This is a genomic window from Hymenobacter ruricola, assembly GCF_015694525.1.
GTDB classification, from domain to species: domain Bacteria; phylum Bacteroidota; class Bacteroidia; order Cytophagales; family Hymenobacteraceae; genus Hymenobacter; species Hymenobacter ruricola.
On the sequence record NZ_JADQDM010000001.1, the window covers coordinates 334,567 to 350,739 of the forward strand.

Consider the following 16,173-nt stretch of genomic DNA (forward strand, 5'->3'; position numbering starts at 1 on the left):
ACCTTCGCTCTAAATCCCTGCTATGCTCTTAGTTGAAATTGTATTGGTGCTGGCGCTGGTCGTCTGGCAGGGCGTGGTGTTCTGGCGCAACCGCCAGCTCACCGCGCGGGTGGGAGCGATGTACCCGGCCGCCGGGGCAGTGGCGGTGCAGCCCATCCCGTTTACGGCCGCCAATCCGGACCGGAATTTTGACGTGCAGTACGACGCGCTGATGACGCGCAACGCCTCGCCGGAATTCAACCAAATCATCACCGATACCAACGAATACCTGCTCAACAACCGCGGCGCCGCGGCCGATTTTGGCATCCTGAAGGACATCTCCGAGCGCCACGCCGAAGCGCTGGACGAGGAGATTCAGGCGCAGATTTCGACGCCGCTGTACCTGGGCTTGCTGGGCACTTTCACGGGGGCCATTCTGGGCTTGGTGTCGCTGGTGGGCAACCCCTTTGCCGAGGCCGCGGCGGACCCGGCCAAGGACACCTCGTTCAGCAACGGCGACGTGCAGCACTTCCTCGGCGGCGTGCTCATCGCCATGATTGGCAGCTTGTTTGGCCTGGCCTTCACGCTGGCCGGCAACCAGCTGCTGAAGCAGGCCCGCGCCGGGCGCGACCGCAACAAAAACGCCTACTACACCTTCCTGCAAAAGGCCCTGCTGCCCAAGCTGAACTCCGACATGCAGGCCGGCATGGCCAATCTGAAATCGGTGCTGGACACGTTCAACGCGGAGTTCTTCAGCCAGATTCAGAACGACTTTTTCAGCAAAATCCACGAGTTTACGCCGCTCATTGCCAGCATCACGGACAACGTGAGCGTGCAAAAACGCTTCCTGGAGCAGTTGGAGAAAATCGGCTATTCGGAGCTGGCCAATGCCACCATCAAGGTGTTTGATAGGGTGGACGAAAGCGCCCAGACTTTCGAAAAATTTCTGGGCTACCAGCAGGCCCTGAACAACACCGTGACCCACGGCGCCGAAGTGGCGCAGGTGATTACCGCGCTGCTCAACCGCCTCACGGCCCTGGAGCAGGGCTTGGCCAGCGTGCCGCAGTACCTGCAGCAGCACGACGATGCTCTACGCCAGCAGGTGGCCTTCTTCAGCCAGCACGGCAAGCTGCTGGCCGACCTCGGCGCCCAAATCCGCCAGGGCGTGAGCGAGGGCGTGCACCGCATGGACGTGGAGCTCGACGGCCGCCTGCTGGAGCTGCAAAAGGAAGCGACCGAGGCCCATGAGCAGTGGCAGCGTCACTTCCGCGAGCTCAACCAGAACAACGTCTACCAGAAAATCACCGAGTACCTCAACCCCTTCACCCAACTGCCAGTGCAGCAGCAGCAGCTCAACAGCCTGCAGGAGCGCCAGGCCTCGGTGCTGGCCCAAGCCATGCAGCGCATGGAAGCCCGCCTGCAAGCCGACTCGCAGCTGCAGCAGGCGCTCTTGCAGCAAGTAGACCGGACTAACAAGGTGCTGGAAGAAATTACCCGGCCCAACTGGTTTCAGCGGAATATTTTGGGCAAGAAGTAGCGCGAACTTTGTAGTTCGCGTTCCCGCGCCGTTAACAGTTGTTCGAGCATCGTTTGGGGACGCGAACTACAAAGTTCGCGCTACTAATCAGCCACCATAAGCCTCAATCTCCTCACCCATGAAAGAAAGCAAGGACTTCTTCTGGCCCAGCTACGTGGACCTCATGACGGCCTTGTTCCTGACCATGCTGGTGCTGTTTGTGCTCAGCTACAAGCTGTTTAAAGACAAGCAGCGCGACAACGACAAGCTCATCTACGACCTCAAGGTGCAGGTGGCGGAGAAGCGCAAGCTCGACGAGATAAAAGCGGCTCTGAAGCGCTTAGAAAGCAATTATTTCATCTACAACGAGCGCTATAAGCGCTACGAGCTCAACTTCCCCGTCACGTTCTCGCCCCAAAGCGCGGTGCTGCCCGCCGAGGCGCAGGCCCCGCTGGTGAAGGCCGGCCGCTTTTTGCTGAGCCAGATGCAGGCCATCAAGAACGACGACAACGTGCAGTACCTCATTGTGGTGGAAGGCCGCGCCGCTAAAGACCTGCGCTACCCCGCCAACGACCCGCACAACGCCGACGGCCCCGGCGTGCGCCAGCTCAGCTACAACCGCGCCCTGGCCGTGATTCGGCTGTGGGAGCAGGCCGGCCTGCGCTTCCCCGCCAACCTGGAGGTGGTGGCGGCGGGCAGCGGCTTCCGCGGGGCCGGGCGCTACACGGGCAGCCAGGAGGCGCTGAACAAGCGGTTTATCATCCAGGTGCAGCCTAAGATTGGCTCGATTGGAAAGTAAGCGGGCGGGGGCGGCTCTGTCATTGCGAGCGTAGCGCAGCAATCCGTCCTGCCAACACCAGCCCAGTTCTTTTACCAAAAAGCCCCGGCACCGCAATGGCGCCGGGGCTTTCTGTCTTAATTAGGACTTAGGAGTCGCTGAAAACAGGACGGATTGCCGCGCTGCGCTCGCAATGACAGAGCCGCGCCCGGCGCCTAGTACCGGCGGTTTACGCAGTTCAGGTCTTCAAAGGCTTCTTTCAGGCGCGCCACGAAGGTTTCTTCGCCTTTGCGCAGCCACACGCGCGGGTCGTAGTACTTCTTGTTGGGCGAGTCGGCGCCGGTAGGGTTGCCGATTTGGCCCTGCAGGAAGCCTTCGTTTTTCACGTAGTTGTCCTTGATGCCCTGCCAGAACGCCCACTGCAGGTCGGTGTCGAGGTTCATCTTGATGGCGCCGTAGCTGATGGCCTCGCGGATTTCCTCGCGGCTGGAGCCCGAGCCGCCGTGGAACACGAAGCTGATGGGCAACTGCTCCTCAATGTTGTGCTTCTGGCGCAGGAATTCCTGCGAGTTGTGCAGAATCTTGGGCTGCAGCTTCACGTTGCCGGGCTTGTACACGCCGTGCACGTTGCCAAAAGCGGCCGCAATGGTGAAGCGCGGGCTGATTTCGCTCAGCTGCTCGTAGGCGAAGGCCACTTCCTCGGGCTGGGTGTAGAGCTTTGAGGAGTCCACGTCGGAGTTGTCCACGCCGTCTTCCTCGCCGCCGGTCACGCCGAGCTCGATTTCCAGCGTCATGCCGATTTTGGCCATGCGCTCCAGGTAGCGCTTGCAGATTTCGATGTTTTCTTCAATCGGCTCTTCCGACAAATCCAGCATGTGCGAGCTGTAGAGCGGCTGGCCGTACTGCTGGTAGTATTTCTCACCAGCGTCGAGCAGGCCGTCAATCCAGGGCAGGAGCTTTTTGGCGGCGTGGTCGGTGTGCAGCACCACGGGCACGTCGTAGAGGGCGGCCATCAGGTGCACGTGCTGGGCGCCCGAAATGGCGCCGGCGATGCTGGCCTGCTGCTTGTCGTTGGGCAACGACTTGCCGGCGTAGAACTGCGCGCCGCCGTTCGAGAACTGAATCATGACGGGCGAATTCACCGCCTTGGCGGTTTCGAGCACGCCGTTCACGGTGTTGGTGCCGGTCACGTTCACGGCGGGCAGGGCGTAGGCGTGGGCCTTGGCGTGGGTAAAAAGCGCCTGCACTTCGTCGCCGTGCAGCACGCCGGCCCGCAGGCCGGTAAGGGTTTGGTCAGCCATAAAATGGTTTTGATGCGGCGGGGCCGCGGTGGGAAGAGCAAAAGGAACAACGGGGACACCGCAGCGGCGTCCCGGGCAACAAAGTACGCTCGGGGCGGCGGAACCTAAAAGCGGCGCGCGGCCGCTTGGGGCACCAGGCCCCAGAATCGACGGCTGCGCAACAAAAAGAGGCCGACCGTTGCAGCGGCCGGCCTCGGGGGCTGTGCTCTCACGCACCCCAAATCTATTCGGCCGTCATCAGCTTGCGCTGGCGGAACACGCCGTGGCGGTTCGTCACTTCGAGCTGGTAGGCGTAGTCGCCGGCGGCCAGGCCCAGGCCCACCAGGTTGAGCTTGATGCTTTGGGTGCCCGCGCCGCGGCCCTTGCGCACCACGCCGGCCACCTTGCGGCCCAGCATGTCGAAGAGGTCGAGGCGCACATCGGCGGCGGTGGCCAGGGTGAAGGGCACCGTGGTTTCGCCCACGAAGGGGTTGGGGTAATTCTGGTCGAGAATGAACTGGCCGCCGGTTTCGTGCGCCGAGTGGCGCAGGGCCAGCCGTTCGGTGTCGCTGATGGGGACATCGGGCGAAACGGCGCAGCCGCTGCCGACGGCGGCCTGGTTAGCGTAAAAATCGTGCAAAAAATCAGGCATAAGCCAGGCAGCAAAAGGGGGTAAGCCAGTCAGTTTGTTTTCAAAGCGTAAGTTAACCACGCCTTTACTGACAAGCAAATATTCAAAAACCACAGTGAATAGCCAAGCCCTAATCGATGACTGAGGTTAAAATGACGTTAAAATGGCCAAATGTTTCCATCAATGCCGGAGACAACGACGGGCCCCGCCGGAAATTGCCCGGAAGCCGAACTTGTCCCTGGGTGCCCGGTGGTCGGCGAAGAAGGCCCGTTGGCCGATTAAGGACCGGGCCCGCGAACGGGAAACGGACTTTTGGGGTCATTGGCCCGACGGCGCCCGGCTGGGCTGGCGCGCCGGCCGATGTTTCATTTATCCCCCCATTTCCGATGTCCCGTTTTGAAGAAGATGAGGTAGATGCCCAGCTCCGCGCGGTGCTGAAGGCCGACGAATACGCCCGCCTGCAAGCCAAGCGCGCCGCCCGGCAACGGGCGAACAGGCCCGGCCGCCGGCCCAAGAATTAAGGATTGCGCTACAGCCGCTTGAGGCCGGCGGTGGCCGCCGCGTCGCCGGGCCGGATGAGCAGGGCCTTGGTGTAGAGGGCGCGGGCTTCGGCTTTTTTGCCGAGGTTGAGGTAGGCCCAGGCCAGCGAGATGTTGGAGTCGTAGTCGAAGGGGTAGAGGTTGACCACGCGCTCGAAGTAGCGGGCGGCGGGGCCGTAGGCTTTGCGGTTGAGGTAGATGACGCCGGCCCAGTAGTTGGCCTGGGTGTTTTGGGGGTCTACTTTCAGCACGTCGGTGTAGAGGCCAAGCATTTTCTCAACCTGCCCCAGCGCGTTCAGCGGCTTGATGAGGCCGAACTTGGGCTCGATGGCGTAGGGGCGCTGCTCCACGGCTTTCTGGTAGTGAGCGGCGGCGGCGGTGTAGTTTTTGGCCAGGAAATAGAGCCAGCCCAGGCGCAGGTTCTGCTCGTAGGTGCCCGTGTAAATGGCCTTGAGGGGCGCGATGGCGTCGGCGTAGTCGGCCTTGGCTTCGGCGGCGTAGCTGCTGGCGAAGGCCGCCGCCTGGTCCTGGGCACGGGCCGCGGCCGGGGCCACGCAGGCCAGCGCGGCGGCGGAAAAGGTCAGCTTTACCAGGTCCATGCGAGGGCGGTGCTAAGGGAGTGCAAGGAATAAAAGCGGCCGTCGATGCTGTCGCGGCGGCGCTCGGCGCCGTAGCTCAGGCGCAGCGACAGCGGGCGGCTCAGCAAAATAAGCAGGTTGGCGCCGCCGCGCTCGCGCACGGGGTCGAGGAGGTTGTAGACGTAGGTGCCGTCGAGTTCGGCCAGCGCGGGCGTCAGCCCCGTGCCGGCGTAGGCTTCGAGCCAGAGCTGGCGGCGCAGCCGGCCGCCGGCGCCCAGCACGCCGTGCGGGTAGCTGCGGCCGCCCGAGCGCAGCACGCTGGCCCGCCCGAAGCCGTAGAGGCGCAGGTTGCCCAGCGGGTAGGCGGTCAGGCGCAGGTCGGCTTGCAGGCGGGCGGTGTCGGTGAGGGTGCCGGCGAACACGCCGGCCTGCACCGTCCAGTGGGGGCGGGCGTAGGCCAGGGCGGCGTAGCCGAGGTCGTCAGCGCGGTTGGTGAGCAGGCCCAGGTCGCTGCTGAGGTGGTTGTAGCCGAGCAGCGCGCGCCAGCGCGGGGCCAGCTGCGCGCCCAGCAGGGCGTGGTACTGCCCCTGGCGGAGCGGGTACCGGCGGCCGGCGCCGGGCCGGCGGCGGTCGGGCAGCTCCACGGTCTGGCCGAAGTAGCTCACGTTTTGGTTGAGGCTGACGCGGGCGCTGAGCCGGCTGCTGACGTCGAGCCGGCAGTAGCCGGCGTCGCCCCGGTGCGGGTTCTCGGCCCGCTGGCCGCTGGCTTCCACTTCCGCCTGGGTGAGGGCCTGGAAGGGCAGCAGGTGCAGGGGGCGGCGCAGGGAGTCGGGCAGGCGGGCGGCCAGCAGCGCGGCGGGGCCGCCCTGGTTGAGGCCGAGGTAGGCGAGGGCCAGGCCGTAGCGGGCGGCGGTGTCGAGCGGGTTTTCGCGCAGGGCGCGGCCGTAGTGGCGCAGGGCCAGGGCGGGCTTTTCGCGGGCCAGGGCGGCCTGGCCCAGCCGGCGGCGCAGGGCGGGGTAATCGGTGCCCAGGCGCAGGGCGGCGCGGCCCACCGAGTCCAATTCGGCCCAGCGGTACTCAGCGGCCAAGGTTTGGGTGAGGCTGTCGGCGTAGTGGAAGTCGGTCAGCTGCTGGCTTTGCGCGCGCAGCAGGCCGAGGCCGCAGCAACCCAGTAGCAGCGCCAGCCGCCACCAGCCGCGGGTGCCCCATTGCCAACGCGGCGGCCTGCTCTCCGCGAAAAAGTCCATTCCCCGCCTCATGCGCCCGCCACGGAAAAGGTGAGGTGGACGGCGGTGCCGGCCCGCTGCACGCGCAACTCGGAGATGCGTCCTTCCTGCACCAGCAAGGCGGCGGTTTGCGTCTCGCGCTCGCGGCCAAACCAGGCCACGGCCACGCGGCTGCGCAGCCGCACGGTGCGGCCAGCCCAGTCGCTGGCCTCGGTGGGGGCTTCGGCCAGCGAAAACGTGGGCTTCACAAACCGGTAGAACGGCGCCAGGAAGTCCTGCGCCCAGGTCAGGGCCGCATTGCCAACGACGGTCAGCGGAAATTCATCCGTGGTGAGCTGGCCCGGCAGGCTCGCCAGCGGCACCCGGTAGGCGGCCCGGTACAGCAGGTAGAGCCACGACGCTTCGGACCCATAAAAGGCCGTGAAATAGAACACGGACTCGTCGCCGCCGAAGTAGGCCACCGCGCCCGTGGCGTGGCAGCGCAGGTAGGGCAGGTTGTAGGCGTCGGTGAACACCTCCCAGCGCTGGGCCGGGGCGTCGGGCGCGTTCACGGCGCGCACGTCCAGCGCGTAACCGGGCGGGAAGCGAAAGGCCTGGGCCAGGGTGCGGTTGAAAGCGGGCGGGCGCACGGTTTCGCCCACCACGGGCACGGCGAAGTGGCGCAGCTCGGGCCTGGGCCGGGAATCCGGGGCCCCAACATCCCGCCCCGAAGCCATACCGGAAAACTCCGGGGTGGCCGCAACGTGGGTTTTTATCACCCCGGAGTTTTCCGGTATGGCAAAAATGTACGCCGAAGGCATGTCGGAGTTTTCCGGTATGGCCACAACGTACATTTTGGCCACTCCGAAGTTTTCCGGTATGGCTTCGACGTACATTTTGGCCACTCCGGAGTTTTCCGGTATGCCTTCGACGTAGGTTTTTGCCATACCGGAGTTTTCCGGTATGGCTTCGACGTACATTTTTGCCATTCCGGAGTTTTCCGGTATGGCTTCGACGTACATTTTTGCCATTCCGGAGTTTTCCGGTATGGCTTCGACGTAGGTTTTGGCCACTCCGGAGTTTTCCGGTATGGTTTCGACATGCGTTGCGGTCCTACCGGAAAACTCCGGGGAGCCCGCCCACCGCCCGGCCGCACGCTCTGGCCCCGCTGGCCGGCTGGGAGGCTCGGCCACGAAGTAGGCCAGCGGGTAGGCCACGGTGCGCGAGCCCACGTAGGGCGTGGCCTGCACCTGGAAGTGCAGATGGGGCTCGGGCGAGCGGCCGGAGTTGCCGCAGGTGCCCACAATGTCGCCCCGGCGCACGTGCTCGCCCACTTTCACCGGCACCGAGTGGGCCCGCAGGTGCGACAGCTGGGTGTAGAGGCCGGGCGCGTGGCGCAGCACCACGGTATTGCCCCAGTTCCGGGCCAGGTTCACGTCGCCCACGGCGTTGTCCTCAATGTGCTGCACGACCTCCGCCACCACGCCGTCGGCGGGGGCCAGCACCGGCTTGTTGTAGGCGTAGAAATCGGAAACCGAGCGGCCAGCGCCCTGGTAGCTGCGGCCGTCGGCGTCGACGATGGCGAAGTCCAGCGCCTGGCCCCAGTCGCCGAGGTGGGTGGGCCCCCCGTCCTGGTACCCCTGGGTGCAGCGCCACGCGCCCAGGAAGGGCAGGGTGAGGGCCACCGCCCCCTGGTGGGCCAGCCGCACGCGGTCGGTGGCGTGGGCGTAGAGGTTGCGCTCGGGCGAGTAGCGCTGCACGGGCGTGAGCACGAGGCCCGCGCCGGGCCGCTCGCGCAGCAGCAGCACGTAGAGGAACAGCAGCGCCGTGACGCAGTAGGGCAGCGACAGCGCGGGCAGCCCCAGCTTGTCGAGCAGGGCCGTGAGGCCGGCCAGCAGCAGCACCGTCACGGGCACGCTGCCCAGGGCCCAGCCGTAGCTGGCCGCCGAGGGAATGACGAACACGCCGCCCACGGCCATGGCCGCCACCAGGTAATTAGCCCCGAGGTTGTACTCGTTGAGCCCGCCCGCCGCCGGCCCCGCCAGCGCGCTCAGCCCGTAGGCCACCAAAAACGCCAGCCCCGACAGCGAAAACGCAATGCGCGAGTGCCACAGCAGCCCGCCGGCCACCAGCAGCCCGGCCAGGGCATTGTCCTGAAACAGCACCGCGCCCAGCGCCCGCAGGTAGGTGGCCAGCAGCGGCGGCCAGGGCCAGTCGGCCACCCACTGGGCCAAGCCCACCAGCCGCGGCCCGCCCACGGCGTACACGTCGTTCAGCCAGTACACGCTGCCCTCGGCGGCCGCCAGGTGCAGCAGCGGCCCGCTGCCCAGCAGCAAGAGCCACGTGGTGAGCAGGAAGGGCAGCGACAGAAACGGTAGTCCGCGCCCGCCCAGCCAGCCGCCGAGGGCCACGCTCAGCAGCAGGGCCAGGGCGGCGCCCACCGCCACCAGCCCCGCCAGCGCCCAGCCCGGCGCGTAGCAGGATGCCAGCGCCAGCCCGGTCAGCAGGGAGTTGAAGCTGTAGGCGCCCGCGTCGGTCCATTCCCTATTGAAGCCGGCCAGCCGGGCGCCGGCCACCGCCAGCGCCGCACCCGCCAGCCCCGCCACCCCGGCGGCCGGGTGGCTGAACGTGACCAGCAGCAGCACCGCCGCAAAGCCCCGGTGCTGCGAAAAGAACAGCATGGCGTAGCTGTGCAGCACGGCGCGAAAGAAAGAAGGAATGGAAGAGGTGTTTGTCATTGCGAGTGGAGCGCAGCGGAACGCGGCAATCCGTCCTGTAAATGCGACCAGCCTGATAACCTCAGACTGTTTTTTGAAGTGGTGAGTGGCTAATGAAGAACTTTCTGGGTTAGGCAAGTTGGTCGCATTGGGAGGACGGATTGCCGCGTTGCGCTGCGCTCCACTCGCAATGACAAACACCACCTACCGCAGGTGTGCCGGCACCTGCTCCAGCTGCTGCAGGTATTCCAGCGTCTCGGCGGCTCTTATCAGGTGCACCTGGGCTGTCTGGTCAATCAGCACCACGTTGGGGCGCAGGTTGATGAACTGCTGCCACTGGCTGAGGTTGTAGGCGCCCACTTTGTGCACCAGCACGTGGTGGCCGGGCGCGAGCAGGGGCAGGGCAATGCTTTCGCGCAGCATATCAATGTTCATGCACAAAGGTCCGTAGAGCACCGTGGGCTCGGTTTGGTTGGAGAATTCGCGGGTGGGGCTGATGTGGTGGTCGTACCAGAAAGAAGTGAAGAGCAGGTTCACGCCAAAGTCGAGGATGGTGGCGCGGCGGCCGTCGGCCAGGCGCTTATTCGCCAGCACCGTGCCGATGAGCGAGCCCGCGTCGTCCACCAGCGCCCGGCCCGCTTCCAGCACCAGCACGGGCAGCTCGCCGCTCCTGAAGCCCGCGCCCAGCAAGGCCCCGGTGATGGCTTCGGCGTACTCGTCCAGGCTCGGCACGGTATCGGAGGCGGGCAGGTAGGCGCCTTTCAGCGTGTTGGTGGAAGGAAAGCCGCCGCCCAGGTCGAGGTATTGAATGGAAGTATTCAGCTCCCGCTCGCAGCGCAGGGCCAGCGCCGCCAGCTTGGCGGCCGCCGTGGCGTAGGCCGCCGTTTGCAGGATGTACGTCCCGATGTGGCAGTGCAGGCCCACCAGTTCCAGCCGCCCCGGGGCCACGATGCGGCCCAGCGCCTGCCAGGCTTCGCCATTCTCCAGGTTGAAGCCGAACCGGTCCCACTGCGGCACAATGCCGGCGTCGAGGTTCACGCGCAGGGCCACGCGGGGGCGTTGAGGCCGGCCGGCGGCCACGTCCAGCAGCAGGTGCAGCTCGTCGGCGTGGTCGAGGTGAATCACGGCGTCGACTGCGCAGGCGCGTTCCAGGTCGGCGCGCCGCTTGCCGGGCCCGTTGAAGAGGATGTGCGGGCCGGGCACCCCGTTGAGCAAGGCCTTTTCCAGCTCCATGCCGCTCACCACCTCCGCCCAGGCGCCCTCCTGGTGGAAGGTGCGGCACACGGCATTCAGGTAGTTCGTCTTATAGGACCACGCCAGCTGCACCTGCGGGTAGCGCGTGCCGAAGGCCCGCACGGCGGCCTGGTAGCTGCGCCGCAGCTGCCGCTCGCTCAGCACAAACAGCGGCGAGCCGAAGCGGGCCACCAGCTCGTCCACCGCCACGCCATCCAGGGCCGTCACGGCGCGGGCCCCGGCGCGCGGGCCAAACTTGTTCAGCGCGCCGGCCGTGAGCTTGCGCAGGGTGGGGCGTTCGTAGGGGAGTTTCATGGGGTGTAATTAGGGGGCGGGCGAGGCGGAGAAGGCGCCTGTCATCCTGAGCGCAGCGAAGGACCTTCTTCCCGATGAACAATTTGCCGTAAACAATTGCTGCGGACGTGAGAAGGTCCTTCGCTGCGCTCAGGATGACAGCCGCTCGCCCGCCATCACCCTTCAAAGCTCGCCCAGCGCCGCCGCTTGCTGGAACTGGGTGTGGTCGGTAATCAGGTCCCAGGCGTAGCGCACGAACATTTTGCCCACCGCGTAGCCGTCCATCAGCGGCACGGGCAGGCCCAGCGCCAGGCGGAGCAGGGCCGCCGGCTGGTTCTGGCCGGCGGCGGCCGTGAGGTATATCCAGGCCGGGAAGCGCGGGTTGATTTCCATGATGAACAGTTCATCGCCCGGCGTGCGCATGATTTCCAGCTCGAAGCCGCCGCGCCAGCGCGTGGCCTCGGCAAAGCGGCGGGCCAGGGCCAGCAGAGCCTCGTCTTCGAGCGTGATGCCGGCCCAGGCCTTGCCCTTGTCCGTGATGGTGAGCTTGCGCATGGGCACCGCGCTCAGGGCCCGGCCGTGGCCGTCGCCCAGCCCGGCGATGTTGATTTCCTGTCCCGCCACGTACTGCTGCGCGATGAGCGGCACGCCCCACAGCCCGCTCAGCCTTAGAAAGGCCTGCTCCGCCTGGGCCAGCGAGTGCACCACGGCGGCATCGTAGTAGCGGCCCTTCAGCACCAGCGGCCAGCCCAGGGCCTCGGCTGCGCCCGCCACTTCGGCCACGGCGTGCAGCAGCCGGCCGGGCGGCACCCGCAGGCCGTGCGCCGCCCCGAAAGCCGGCAGGTTCAGCTTGTCGCGGGCCTCCAGCTGCGCCAGCGTGGGCAAAAAGGTCTGGATGCCCAGCGCCCGCAGCTCCGGCGCCAGCTTGATGAAGTTGTACAGCTCGGCGTCAAAATTCGGGATGAGCACGGCCACGTCCTCCTGCTCGCGCACGTAGCGCAGGCGCTCCAGCAGCGCCGCCGTGCCGGCCGAGGGGTAGGGCAGCTGGTAGGTGCGGTCCACCAGCTCGCGCAGGTAGATGCCCGGCTCCAGTGCCTCGTAGCTCAGCCCGATGATGCGCAGGTCGAAGTCCGGGCTTTCGCGCAGGGCGCGGATGACGGCCACGCCCGGGCCGGGGCTGTCGGTGGCGTTGAGGCCGGTCACGGCCACCGTGAGGCGGGGGCGGGCAGCGGGGAGGGGCACGGCGGGTTAGTCTAGCAGGTTGAATTCGCGCAGCTGGGCCAGCAGGTCGTCCCAGTCTTTTTCGAGTTGGCCCGGGGCCACGTCGTAGCGCTCCAGAATGTCGGCTTTGATGGCCACCGGGTCCAGGCCGTCCTTGGCGCGGGCCAGAATGTCGGCCGCCAGCGGGTTGGCCGAGAAGGAGTCGCCGGTGGCGGGGTTGAAGATGAAGCCGGATTCGCTGGTGGCAATGTTCTTTTTGAGCTTCATGGGGGCAGTGGGCAACAGTGGGCTGATTGGGTTTCGAAAGAACGGCCATGCCGAGCGCAGCGAAGCATCTTGCCCGCCGCCACTAATTATTGATTACTGACCCGGGCAAGATGCTTCGCTGCGCTCGGCATGACGGGTAGTGCAGCTTGTTCAAATGATTACGGCAGCACCTCCACCCAACCCTTGTACTTCTGGCCGTCGGTGTAGGTGACGAGGTAGTAGTACAGGCCGCCCGCGCCCGCGCCGTTCCACTGAAAGCCGCGCTCCGATGATGAAAACACGGGCTGGCCCCAGCGCGAGAAGATTTTGATGCTGGCAAACTTGTGGTCGCAGAAGTCCACCGGCAGGTCGGGCATCCGGAAGGAGTCGTTCAGGCCGTCGCCGTTGGGGGTGAAGACGTTGGGCGGGCGGAAGGCCAGCGAGTCGCCCTTCGGCGCCACCACGAAGCGGATGAGGCGCTCCTGCGGCAGCGGCTCGCAGGGCCCGGCCTCGGCCAGCCGGAAGCGCACCAGCAGGCCGTTGTTGGCCCGGGCCGCCGCCACGGCGTCGCAGGTGGGCAGCCAGGAAAACGCGGCGTCGGCCCGGCCGTAGCCGTTGCGCGCCGCGAAGGCCATGCCCGCGTCGGCCAGGTTGAAGCCGGCGCCGGCGGCGCTCAGGGTGAGGGCATTCCGATTGGCATCAGTGCCGGTGAGGGTGGCATCGTAGCGCTCGCCCAGCGTCAGGCGCACCACGGCGGGCGCGTCGTCGGACACGGGCAGCGGCGCGGGCGGGAAAGTGGTGGCGAGCACCGGCGCCTGGTTGGGCAGGGAGGCGGCCGTGAAGGCAATGCGGATGGTGTCGTGCTTGGGCAGGCTGCAGCCGTTGTCGGCCACAATGACGTCGACCAGGTACACCCGGCCGCCCGTGTCGAGGCAGTCCGGGAAGCACAGCGTGGTGGTGAGGGTATCGGGGGCGCCCGCGCTGTGCACCGTGCCGCTGGTGGTGCTGGTGAAAACGGGCGCCGTGGCGGTGGTGAAATTGACCGCCCGGCTGGTCATGGTGAGCGTGGAGCTGGGGTCGGGGTCGGTGTAGCGAATGGCAAGGCAGCGGTTGCCGCCGGGCGTCAGGCGCAGCGTGTCGCGGCCGGGGCGGTAGGCGGCGGCGCTGCCCGGCGCGCGCACTTGCAGCGTGGGCGCCATGTTGGTGGGGCAGTTCAGTACGTAGAGCTGGAAGTCGCGCCGGGTTTCGCCGATTTTCACGCCCCGCCGAAACTCCGAGCAGCGCACCCCGAACACGAACAGTCCCAGGTCGCGGGGCCGCACCGTGAGGCGGCCCGTGTGCGCGTCGATGCCCAGGGCCGGGCTGCCCGGTATCTGGTTGCTGGTGCCCAGCCCGCGGTTCCAGTTGATGAGGGAGTACGGCGCCGGGCCGGCCTGGGCGAGGATGGGGTTGGGGTTGGTGGCGTGGCCGTTGAGGGGCGTTACCATGTCGTAGGCCAGGGAGTCGCCGTCGGGGTCCTGCCCGCCAAAGTCGTAGTAAAACAGCTCGTCGCGGCAGGCATAGTCGCCCAAGGGCGGAAAGATGCGCGGCGTCGAGTCGAGGAAGGCCGCGCCGCTGCGGACGACGGCCGGAAATTCGAGGTAAAAAGTTTGGGCCGCGTTGTTGGGCGCCACGATGTTGCCGATGGTCACGTTGCGGCAGCAGCGCTCCACGGCCACGTAGTAGCCGGCGGCGTTGGTGTAGGTGGCCGCGCTCAGGGTAATGTCCTTGGTGTACACCAGCTTGCGGGTGCTCAGCGAGCCCACGGTGCAGGCCGGGTTGGTGTAGTTCACGAAGGTGTCGCTAACGCGGGGCAGCACCACGTCGGCCATGCGCTGGTTGGTGGTTTTGTTGAAGATGCTGGCCGTGAGGTTGTCGTCCAGCGCGCCCGCGCTGCCGTTGATGGCGTCGAAGTACAGGTTCAGGCTCAAGGTGTAGGTGCTGCCGGACTTGTGCTGCAAGTCCAGCTCGCCGCCCACGATGTGCGTGGCCGCGGCTGCCAGCGGGGCCAGCAGCGCGAGCAGGACCAGCGCCCACCCCCGAAAATCAGCCCGTGCCGTCCAGATACACTTCATAACAAATAGGATAGCGAAAAAAATAACCGACGCCCGGCCCAAGGCCCGGCCGCCCCTTGCAGAGAGCGGCCGGGCCCAACCAGGCCCGAACCGGCGGTTCGGTAATCAGCAATTTAGCTCGCGCCGCCCGTTTTGGTGGTGTCGGCCGGCGGGGTCGTGGTCGGCGGGGTCGGCTTCTGACAGTTTTTGCCGCCGGCCGGGCGCACGCATTCTTTCTCGCAGCCCGAAAAGCTGCTCATGGAGCCCAGCAGCGCGGCGGCGCTGAGCAGGCGGAGGGTGGTGGATAGTCGCATGGTTGTTGAAAAAGAAAAGAGTGAAAAAATGAAAACCGGGAGAAGCGTAAGGGTAATGGAATAAGCGGAGGCGGAATAATGGAGAAAGAAGCGAAAAGGCCGGCCCTGCTAAATATTGCCGCCCACGGGCAGGCCGCTGGGCACGGCGGCGGGCACCGTGCGGTCGAAGCTGGCGGCAGTGAGGGACTGGAGGAAGGCGATGATGGCCTGCGGGTCCTGCACGCGGGCCGGAAACAGCGGGTCGCGCTGGCCGGGGGCTACGTGCGGGTTGGCGGGCGGTGGCGCCCCGCGGCCGGGGTCGTAGAAGTTGAGCACCGCGCCCAGGGTGGGCAGCGTGCCGCTGTGCATGTAGGGCGCCGTGAGGGCCACGTTGCGCAGGCTGGGCGTGCGGAAGGCGTAGGAGTTGTTGGCGCCCGCGTCGGAGGCGGCGTTCTTGGCATTGTCGGCCGCGCCCAGCACGTGCAACTGGTAGTCGGAGAGCATGGGGCCGCTGTGGCATTTGGCGCACCCGCTGCTCAGAAAGGCATTCAGCCCCTGCACCTGCTGGGCGCTGAGCGCCGTTTTATCGCCGCGCAGGTACTGGTCAAACGGCGCATCCGTGGCCAGCAGCGTGCGCTCGAAGCTGGCCAGGGCCTTGCCCATGTTGGTGGCCGTGACGGGTGCCGGCTCCGCGAAGGCGGCGCTGAACAGGGCCGCATACGCCGGGATGCGCCGCAGCCGGGCCACGGCGGTGTCGAGGGCGGCGCCTTCGCTGCACGCGGTGCCGCGCATTTCTTCCAGCGTGCCAATGGGCAGCAGCGACTGCGTTTCGAGCGACTGGGCCCGGCTGTCCCAGAACATGGCCGCGCGGGTGGGGTCGTAGCTGCCGCCGTTGGTCAGGCCGTTGAAAGCCGAATTGAGGACCGTGGGCGTGTTGCGCTTGTTGAAGGGAATGGCGTTGGGCTGGCGGAAATGGCGGGCGGTGCCCAGGCCGGTTCCGTTCACGCCAATGGCCAGGTCGAGGGCGTCGGCGTAGCCGTTGGCGGGGTGGTGGCAGCTGGCGCAGCTCACGTCCTTGCCGCCAGACAGCACCGGGTCCCAGAACAAGGCGCGGCCCAGCGCGATTTTGGCCGGGCTACTTGGGTTAGAGGCCGGTGCCGGGGCCGCGAGGGGCAGGGCGCCGAGCACGCTCAGGTCGTCATTGGAGGGCGTAGCGTTTTCCGATTCCTTGTGGCAGGCCACCGCCAGCAGCAGCGTGGCCGCCGCCAGCATCGAAGCAACCCGGGGAAGTAGTGAAGCGGCCATGAATGAGAGGGAAAGGGCGAAGCAGGCGGCGGGCAGGGCGGCCCGGTTGCTCAAAGTTGCGCAGCCCTTCTCCCCCTCACTCGGCGGAATCGCCGAGTGGGTTGGCTGCGTCGCCCATTTCCCGGTTTGGGCAGCCAAATCCGGCCGTCCATCTCACGGAAAGACCAGGCTTGCAGATAAATGCTCCAAAACCGCTGACTGGCCGGCAAACCCGCCGAGCTGGCCGATTGGGGCACGCGCCGCCGTGGGCGCGGGTTGTAGCTTG

Annotated in this window: 14 protein-coding genes; 3 read left to right on the plus strand and 11 right to left on the minus strand. The window is 66.6% G+C overall.

Annotated features, from left to right (window positions below; all coding sequences use genetic code 11):
• Positions 1–22 precede the first annotated feature (22 nt).
• Both I2H31_RS01470 and I2H31_RS01475 read left to right on the plus strand, forming a co-directional pair.
• Complete coding sequence (locus tag I2H31_RS01470) at positions 23–1,516, plus strand: hypothetical protein (protein ID WP_196291224.1); 1,494 nt, start codon at positions 23–25, stop codon at positions 1,514–1,516.
• Positions 1,517–1,634: 118 nt separating this feature from the next.
• On the plus strand, positions 1,635–2,294 hold the full coding sequence (locus I2H31_RS01475) for an OmpA family protein (protein WP_196291225.1): 660 nt from the start codon (positions 1,635–1,637) through the stop codon (positions 2,292–2,294).
• A 194-nt stretch (positions 2,295–2,488) separates the two neighbouring features.
• On the opposite strand, the gene fbaA is transcribed toward I2H31_RS01475, so the two are convergent.
• Both fbaA and I2H31_RS01485 read right to left on the minus strand, forming a co-directional pair.
• Positions 2,489–3,574 carry a class II fructose-bisphosphate aldolase gene (gene fbaA / locus I2H31_RS01480; protein ID WP_196291226.1) on the minus strand — a complete coding sequence of 362 codons (1,086 nt, stop codon included), beginning with the start codon at positions 3,572–3,574 and terminating at the stop codon, positions 2,489–2,491.
• Positions 3,575–3,797: 223 nt separating this feature from the next.
• Positions 3,798–4,205: a T9SS type A sorting domain-containing protein gene (locus I2H31_RS01485; RefSeq protein ID WP_196291227.1), complete on the minus strand. Its 408-nt coding sequence runs from the start codon at positions 4,203–4,205 to the stop codon at positions 3,798–3,800.
• Between the two features lie 365 nt (positions 4,206–4,570).
• On the opposite strand from I2H31_RS01485, the gene I2H31_RS25425 reads away from it, so the two are divergent.
• Positions 4,571–4,705 (plus strand): hypothetical protein, encoded by a 135-nt coding sequence (locus tag I2H31_RS25425; RefSeq protein WP_262895748.1) that lies wholly within the window; start codon positions 4,571–4,573, stop codon positions 4,703–4,705.
• Positions 4,706–4,713: 8 nt separating this feature from the next.
• On the opposite strand, the gene I2H31_RS01490 is transcribed toward I2H31_RS25425, so the two are convergent.
• The 9 genes from I2H31_RS01490 to I2H31_RS01530 form a co-directional block, all read right to left on the minus strand.
• Complete coding sequence (locus tag I2H31_RS01490) at positions 4,714–5,322, minus strand: tetratricopeptide repeat protein (RefSeq protein ID WP_196291228.1); 609 nt, start codon at positions 5,320–5,322, stop codon at positions 4,714–4,716.
• Positions 5,310–6,548 carry a hypothetical protein gene (locus tag I2H31_RS01495; protein WP_196291229.1) on the minus strand — a complete coding sequence of 413 codons (1,239 nt, stop codon included), beginning with the start codon at positions 6,546–6,548 and terminating at the stop codon, positions 5,310–5,312. Before I2H31_RS01495 ends, I2H31_RS01490 begins: the two co-directional genes overlap by 13 nt.
• 8 nt (positions 6,549–6,556) lie before the next feature.
• On the minus strand, positions 6,557–9,244 hold the full coding sequence (locus I2H31_RS01500; protein ID WP_196291230.1) for an urea transporter: 2,688 nt from the start codon (positions 9,242–9,244) through the stop codon (positions 6,557–6,559).
• Positions 9,245–9,427: 183 nt separating this feature from the next.
• On the minus strand, positions 9,428–10,771 hold the full coding sequence (locus I2H31_RS01505) for a type III PLP-dependent enzyme domain-containing protein (RefSeq protein WP_196291231.1): 1,344 nt from the start codon (positions 10,769–10,771) through the stop codon (positions 9,428–9,430).
• 162 nt (positions 10,772–10,933) lie between these two features.
• Positions 10,934–11,992 (minus strand): ATP-grasp domain-containing protein, encoded by a 1,059-nt coding sequence (locus I2H31_RS01510; RefSeq protein ID WP_196291232.1) that lies wholly within the window; start codon positions 11,990–11,992, stop codon positions 10,934–10,936.
• A gap of 6 nt (positions 11,993–11,998) precedes the next feature.
• The gene (locus I2H31_RS01515; protein WP_196291233.1) at positions 11,999–12,238 is read right to left on the minus strand and encodes a PqqD family protein; all 240 of its coding nucleotides are present in this window, start codon (positions 12,236–12,238) and stop codon (positions 11,999–12,001) included.
• 158 nt (positions 12,239–12,396) lie between these two features.
• Positions 12,397–14,331, minus strand: a complete 1,935-nt coding sequence (locus I2H31_RS01520) for a gliding motility-associated C-terminal domain-containing protein (protein ID WP_196291234.1) — start codon at positions 14,329–14,331, stop codon at positions 12,397–12,399.
• A gap of 113 nt (positions 14,332–14,444) precedes the next feature.
• A complete protein-coding gene (locus tag I2H31_RS01525) occupies positions 14,445–14,624 on the minus strand; it encodes a hypothetical protein (RefSeq protein WP_196291235.1) in 180 nt (59 codons plus the stop codon).
• A gap of 108 nt (positions 14,625–14,732) precedes the next feature.
• Positions 14,733–15,908, minus strand: a complete 1,176-nt coding sequence (locus tag I2H31_RS01530; RefSeq protein WP_196291236.1) for a cytochrome-c peroxidase — start codon at positions 15,906–15,908, stop codon at positions 14,733–14,735.
• Positions 15,909–16,173: the final 265 nt, after the last annotated feature.

Bases quoted from the DNA above. Each gene is read 5' to 3' on its own strand.
- I2H31_RS01470 (WP_196291224.1), top strand. From the start codon at position 23: ATGCTCTTAGTTGAAATTGTATTGGTGCTGGCGCTGGTCGTCTGGCAG.
- I2H31_RS01475 (WP_196291225.1), top strand. From the start codon at position 1,635: ATGAAAGAAAGCAAGGACTTCTTCTGGCCCAGCTACGTGGACCTCATG.
- fbaA (WP_196291226.1), bottom strand. From the start codon at position 3,574: ATGGCTGACCAAACCCTTACCGGCCTGCGGGCCGGCGTGCTGCACGGC.
- I2H31_RS01485 (WP_196291227.1), bottom strand. From the start codon at position 4,205: ATGCCTGATTTTTTGCACGATTTTTACGCTAACCAGGCCGCCGTCGGC.
- I2H31_RS25425 (WP_262895748.1), top strand. From the start codon at position 4,571: ATGTCCCGTTTTGAAGAAGATGAGGTAGATGCCCAGCTCCGCGCGGTG.
- I2H31_RS01490 (WP_196291228.1), bottom strand. From the start codon at position 5,322: ATGGACCTGGTAAAGCTGACCTTTTCCGCCGCCGCGCTGGCCTGCGTG.
- I2H31_RS01495 (WP_196291229.1), bottom strand. From the start codon at position 6,548: ATGGACTTTTTCGCGGAGAGCAGGCCGCCGCGTTGGCAATGGGGCACC.
- I2H31_RS01500 (WP_196291230.1), bottom strand. From the start codon at position 9,244: ATGACAAACACCTCTTCCATTCCTTCTTTCTTTCGCGCCGTGCTGCAC.
- I2H31_RS01505 (WP_196291231.1), bottom strand. From the start codon at position 10,771: ATGAAACTCCCCTACGAACGCCCCACCCTGCGCAAGCTCACGGCCGGC.
- I2H31_RS01515 (WP_196291233.1), bottom strand. From the start codon at position 12,238: ATGAAGCTCAAAAAGAACATTGCCACCAGCGAATCCGGCTTCATCTTC.
- I2H31_RS01520 (WP_196291234.1), bottom strand. From the start codon at position 14,331: ATGAAGTGTATCTGGACGGCACGGGCTGATTTTCGGGGGTGGGCGCTG.
- I2H31_RS01525 (WP_196291235.1), bottom strand. From the start codon at position 14,624: ATGCGACTATCCACCACCCTCCGCCTGCTCAGCGCCGCCGCGCTGCTG.
- I2H31_RS01530 (WP_196291236.1), bottom strand. From the start codon at position 15,908: ATGGCCGCTTCACTACTTCCCCGGGTTGCTTCGATGCTGGCGGCGGCC.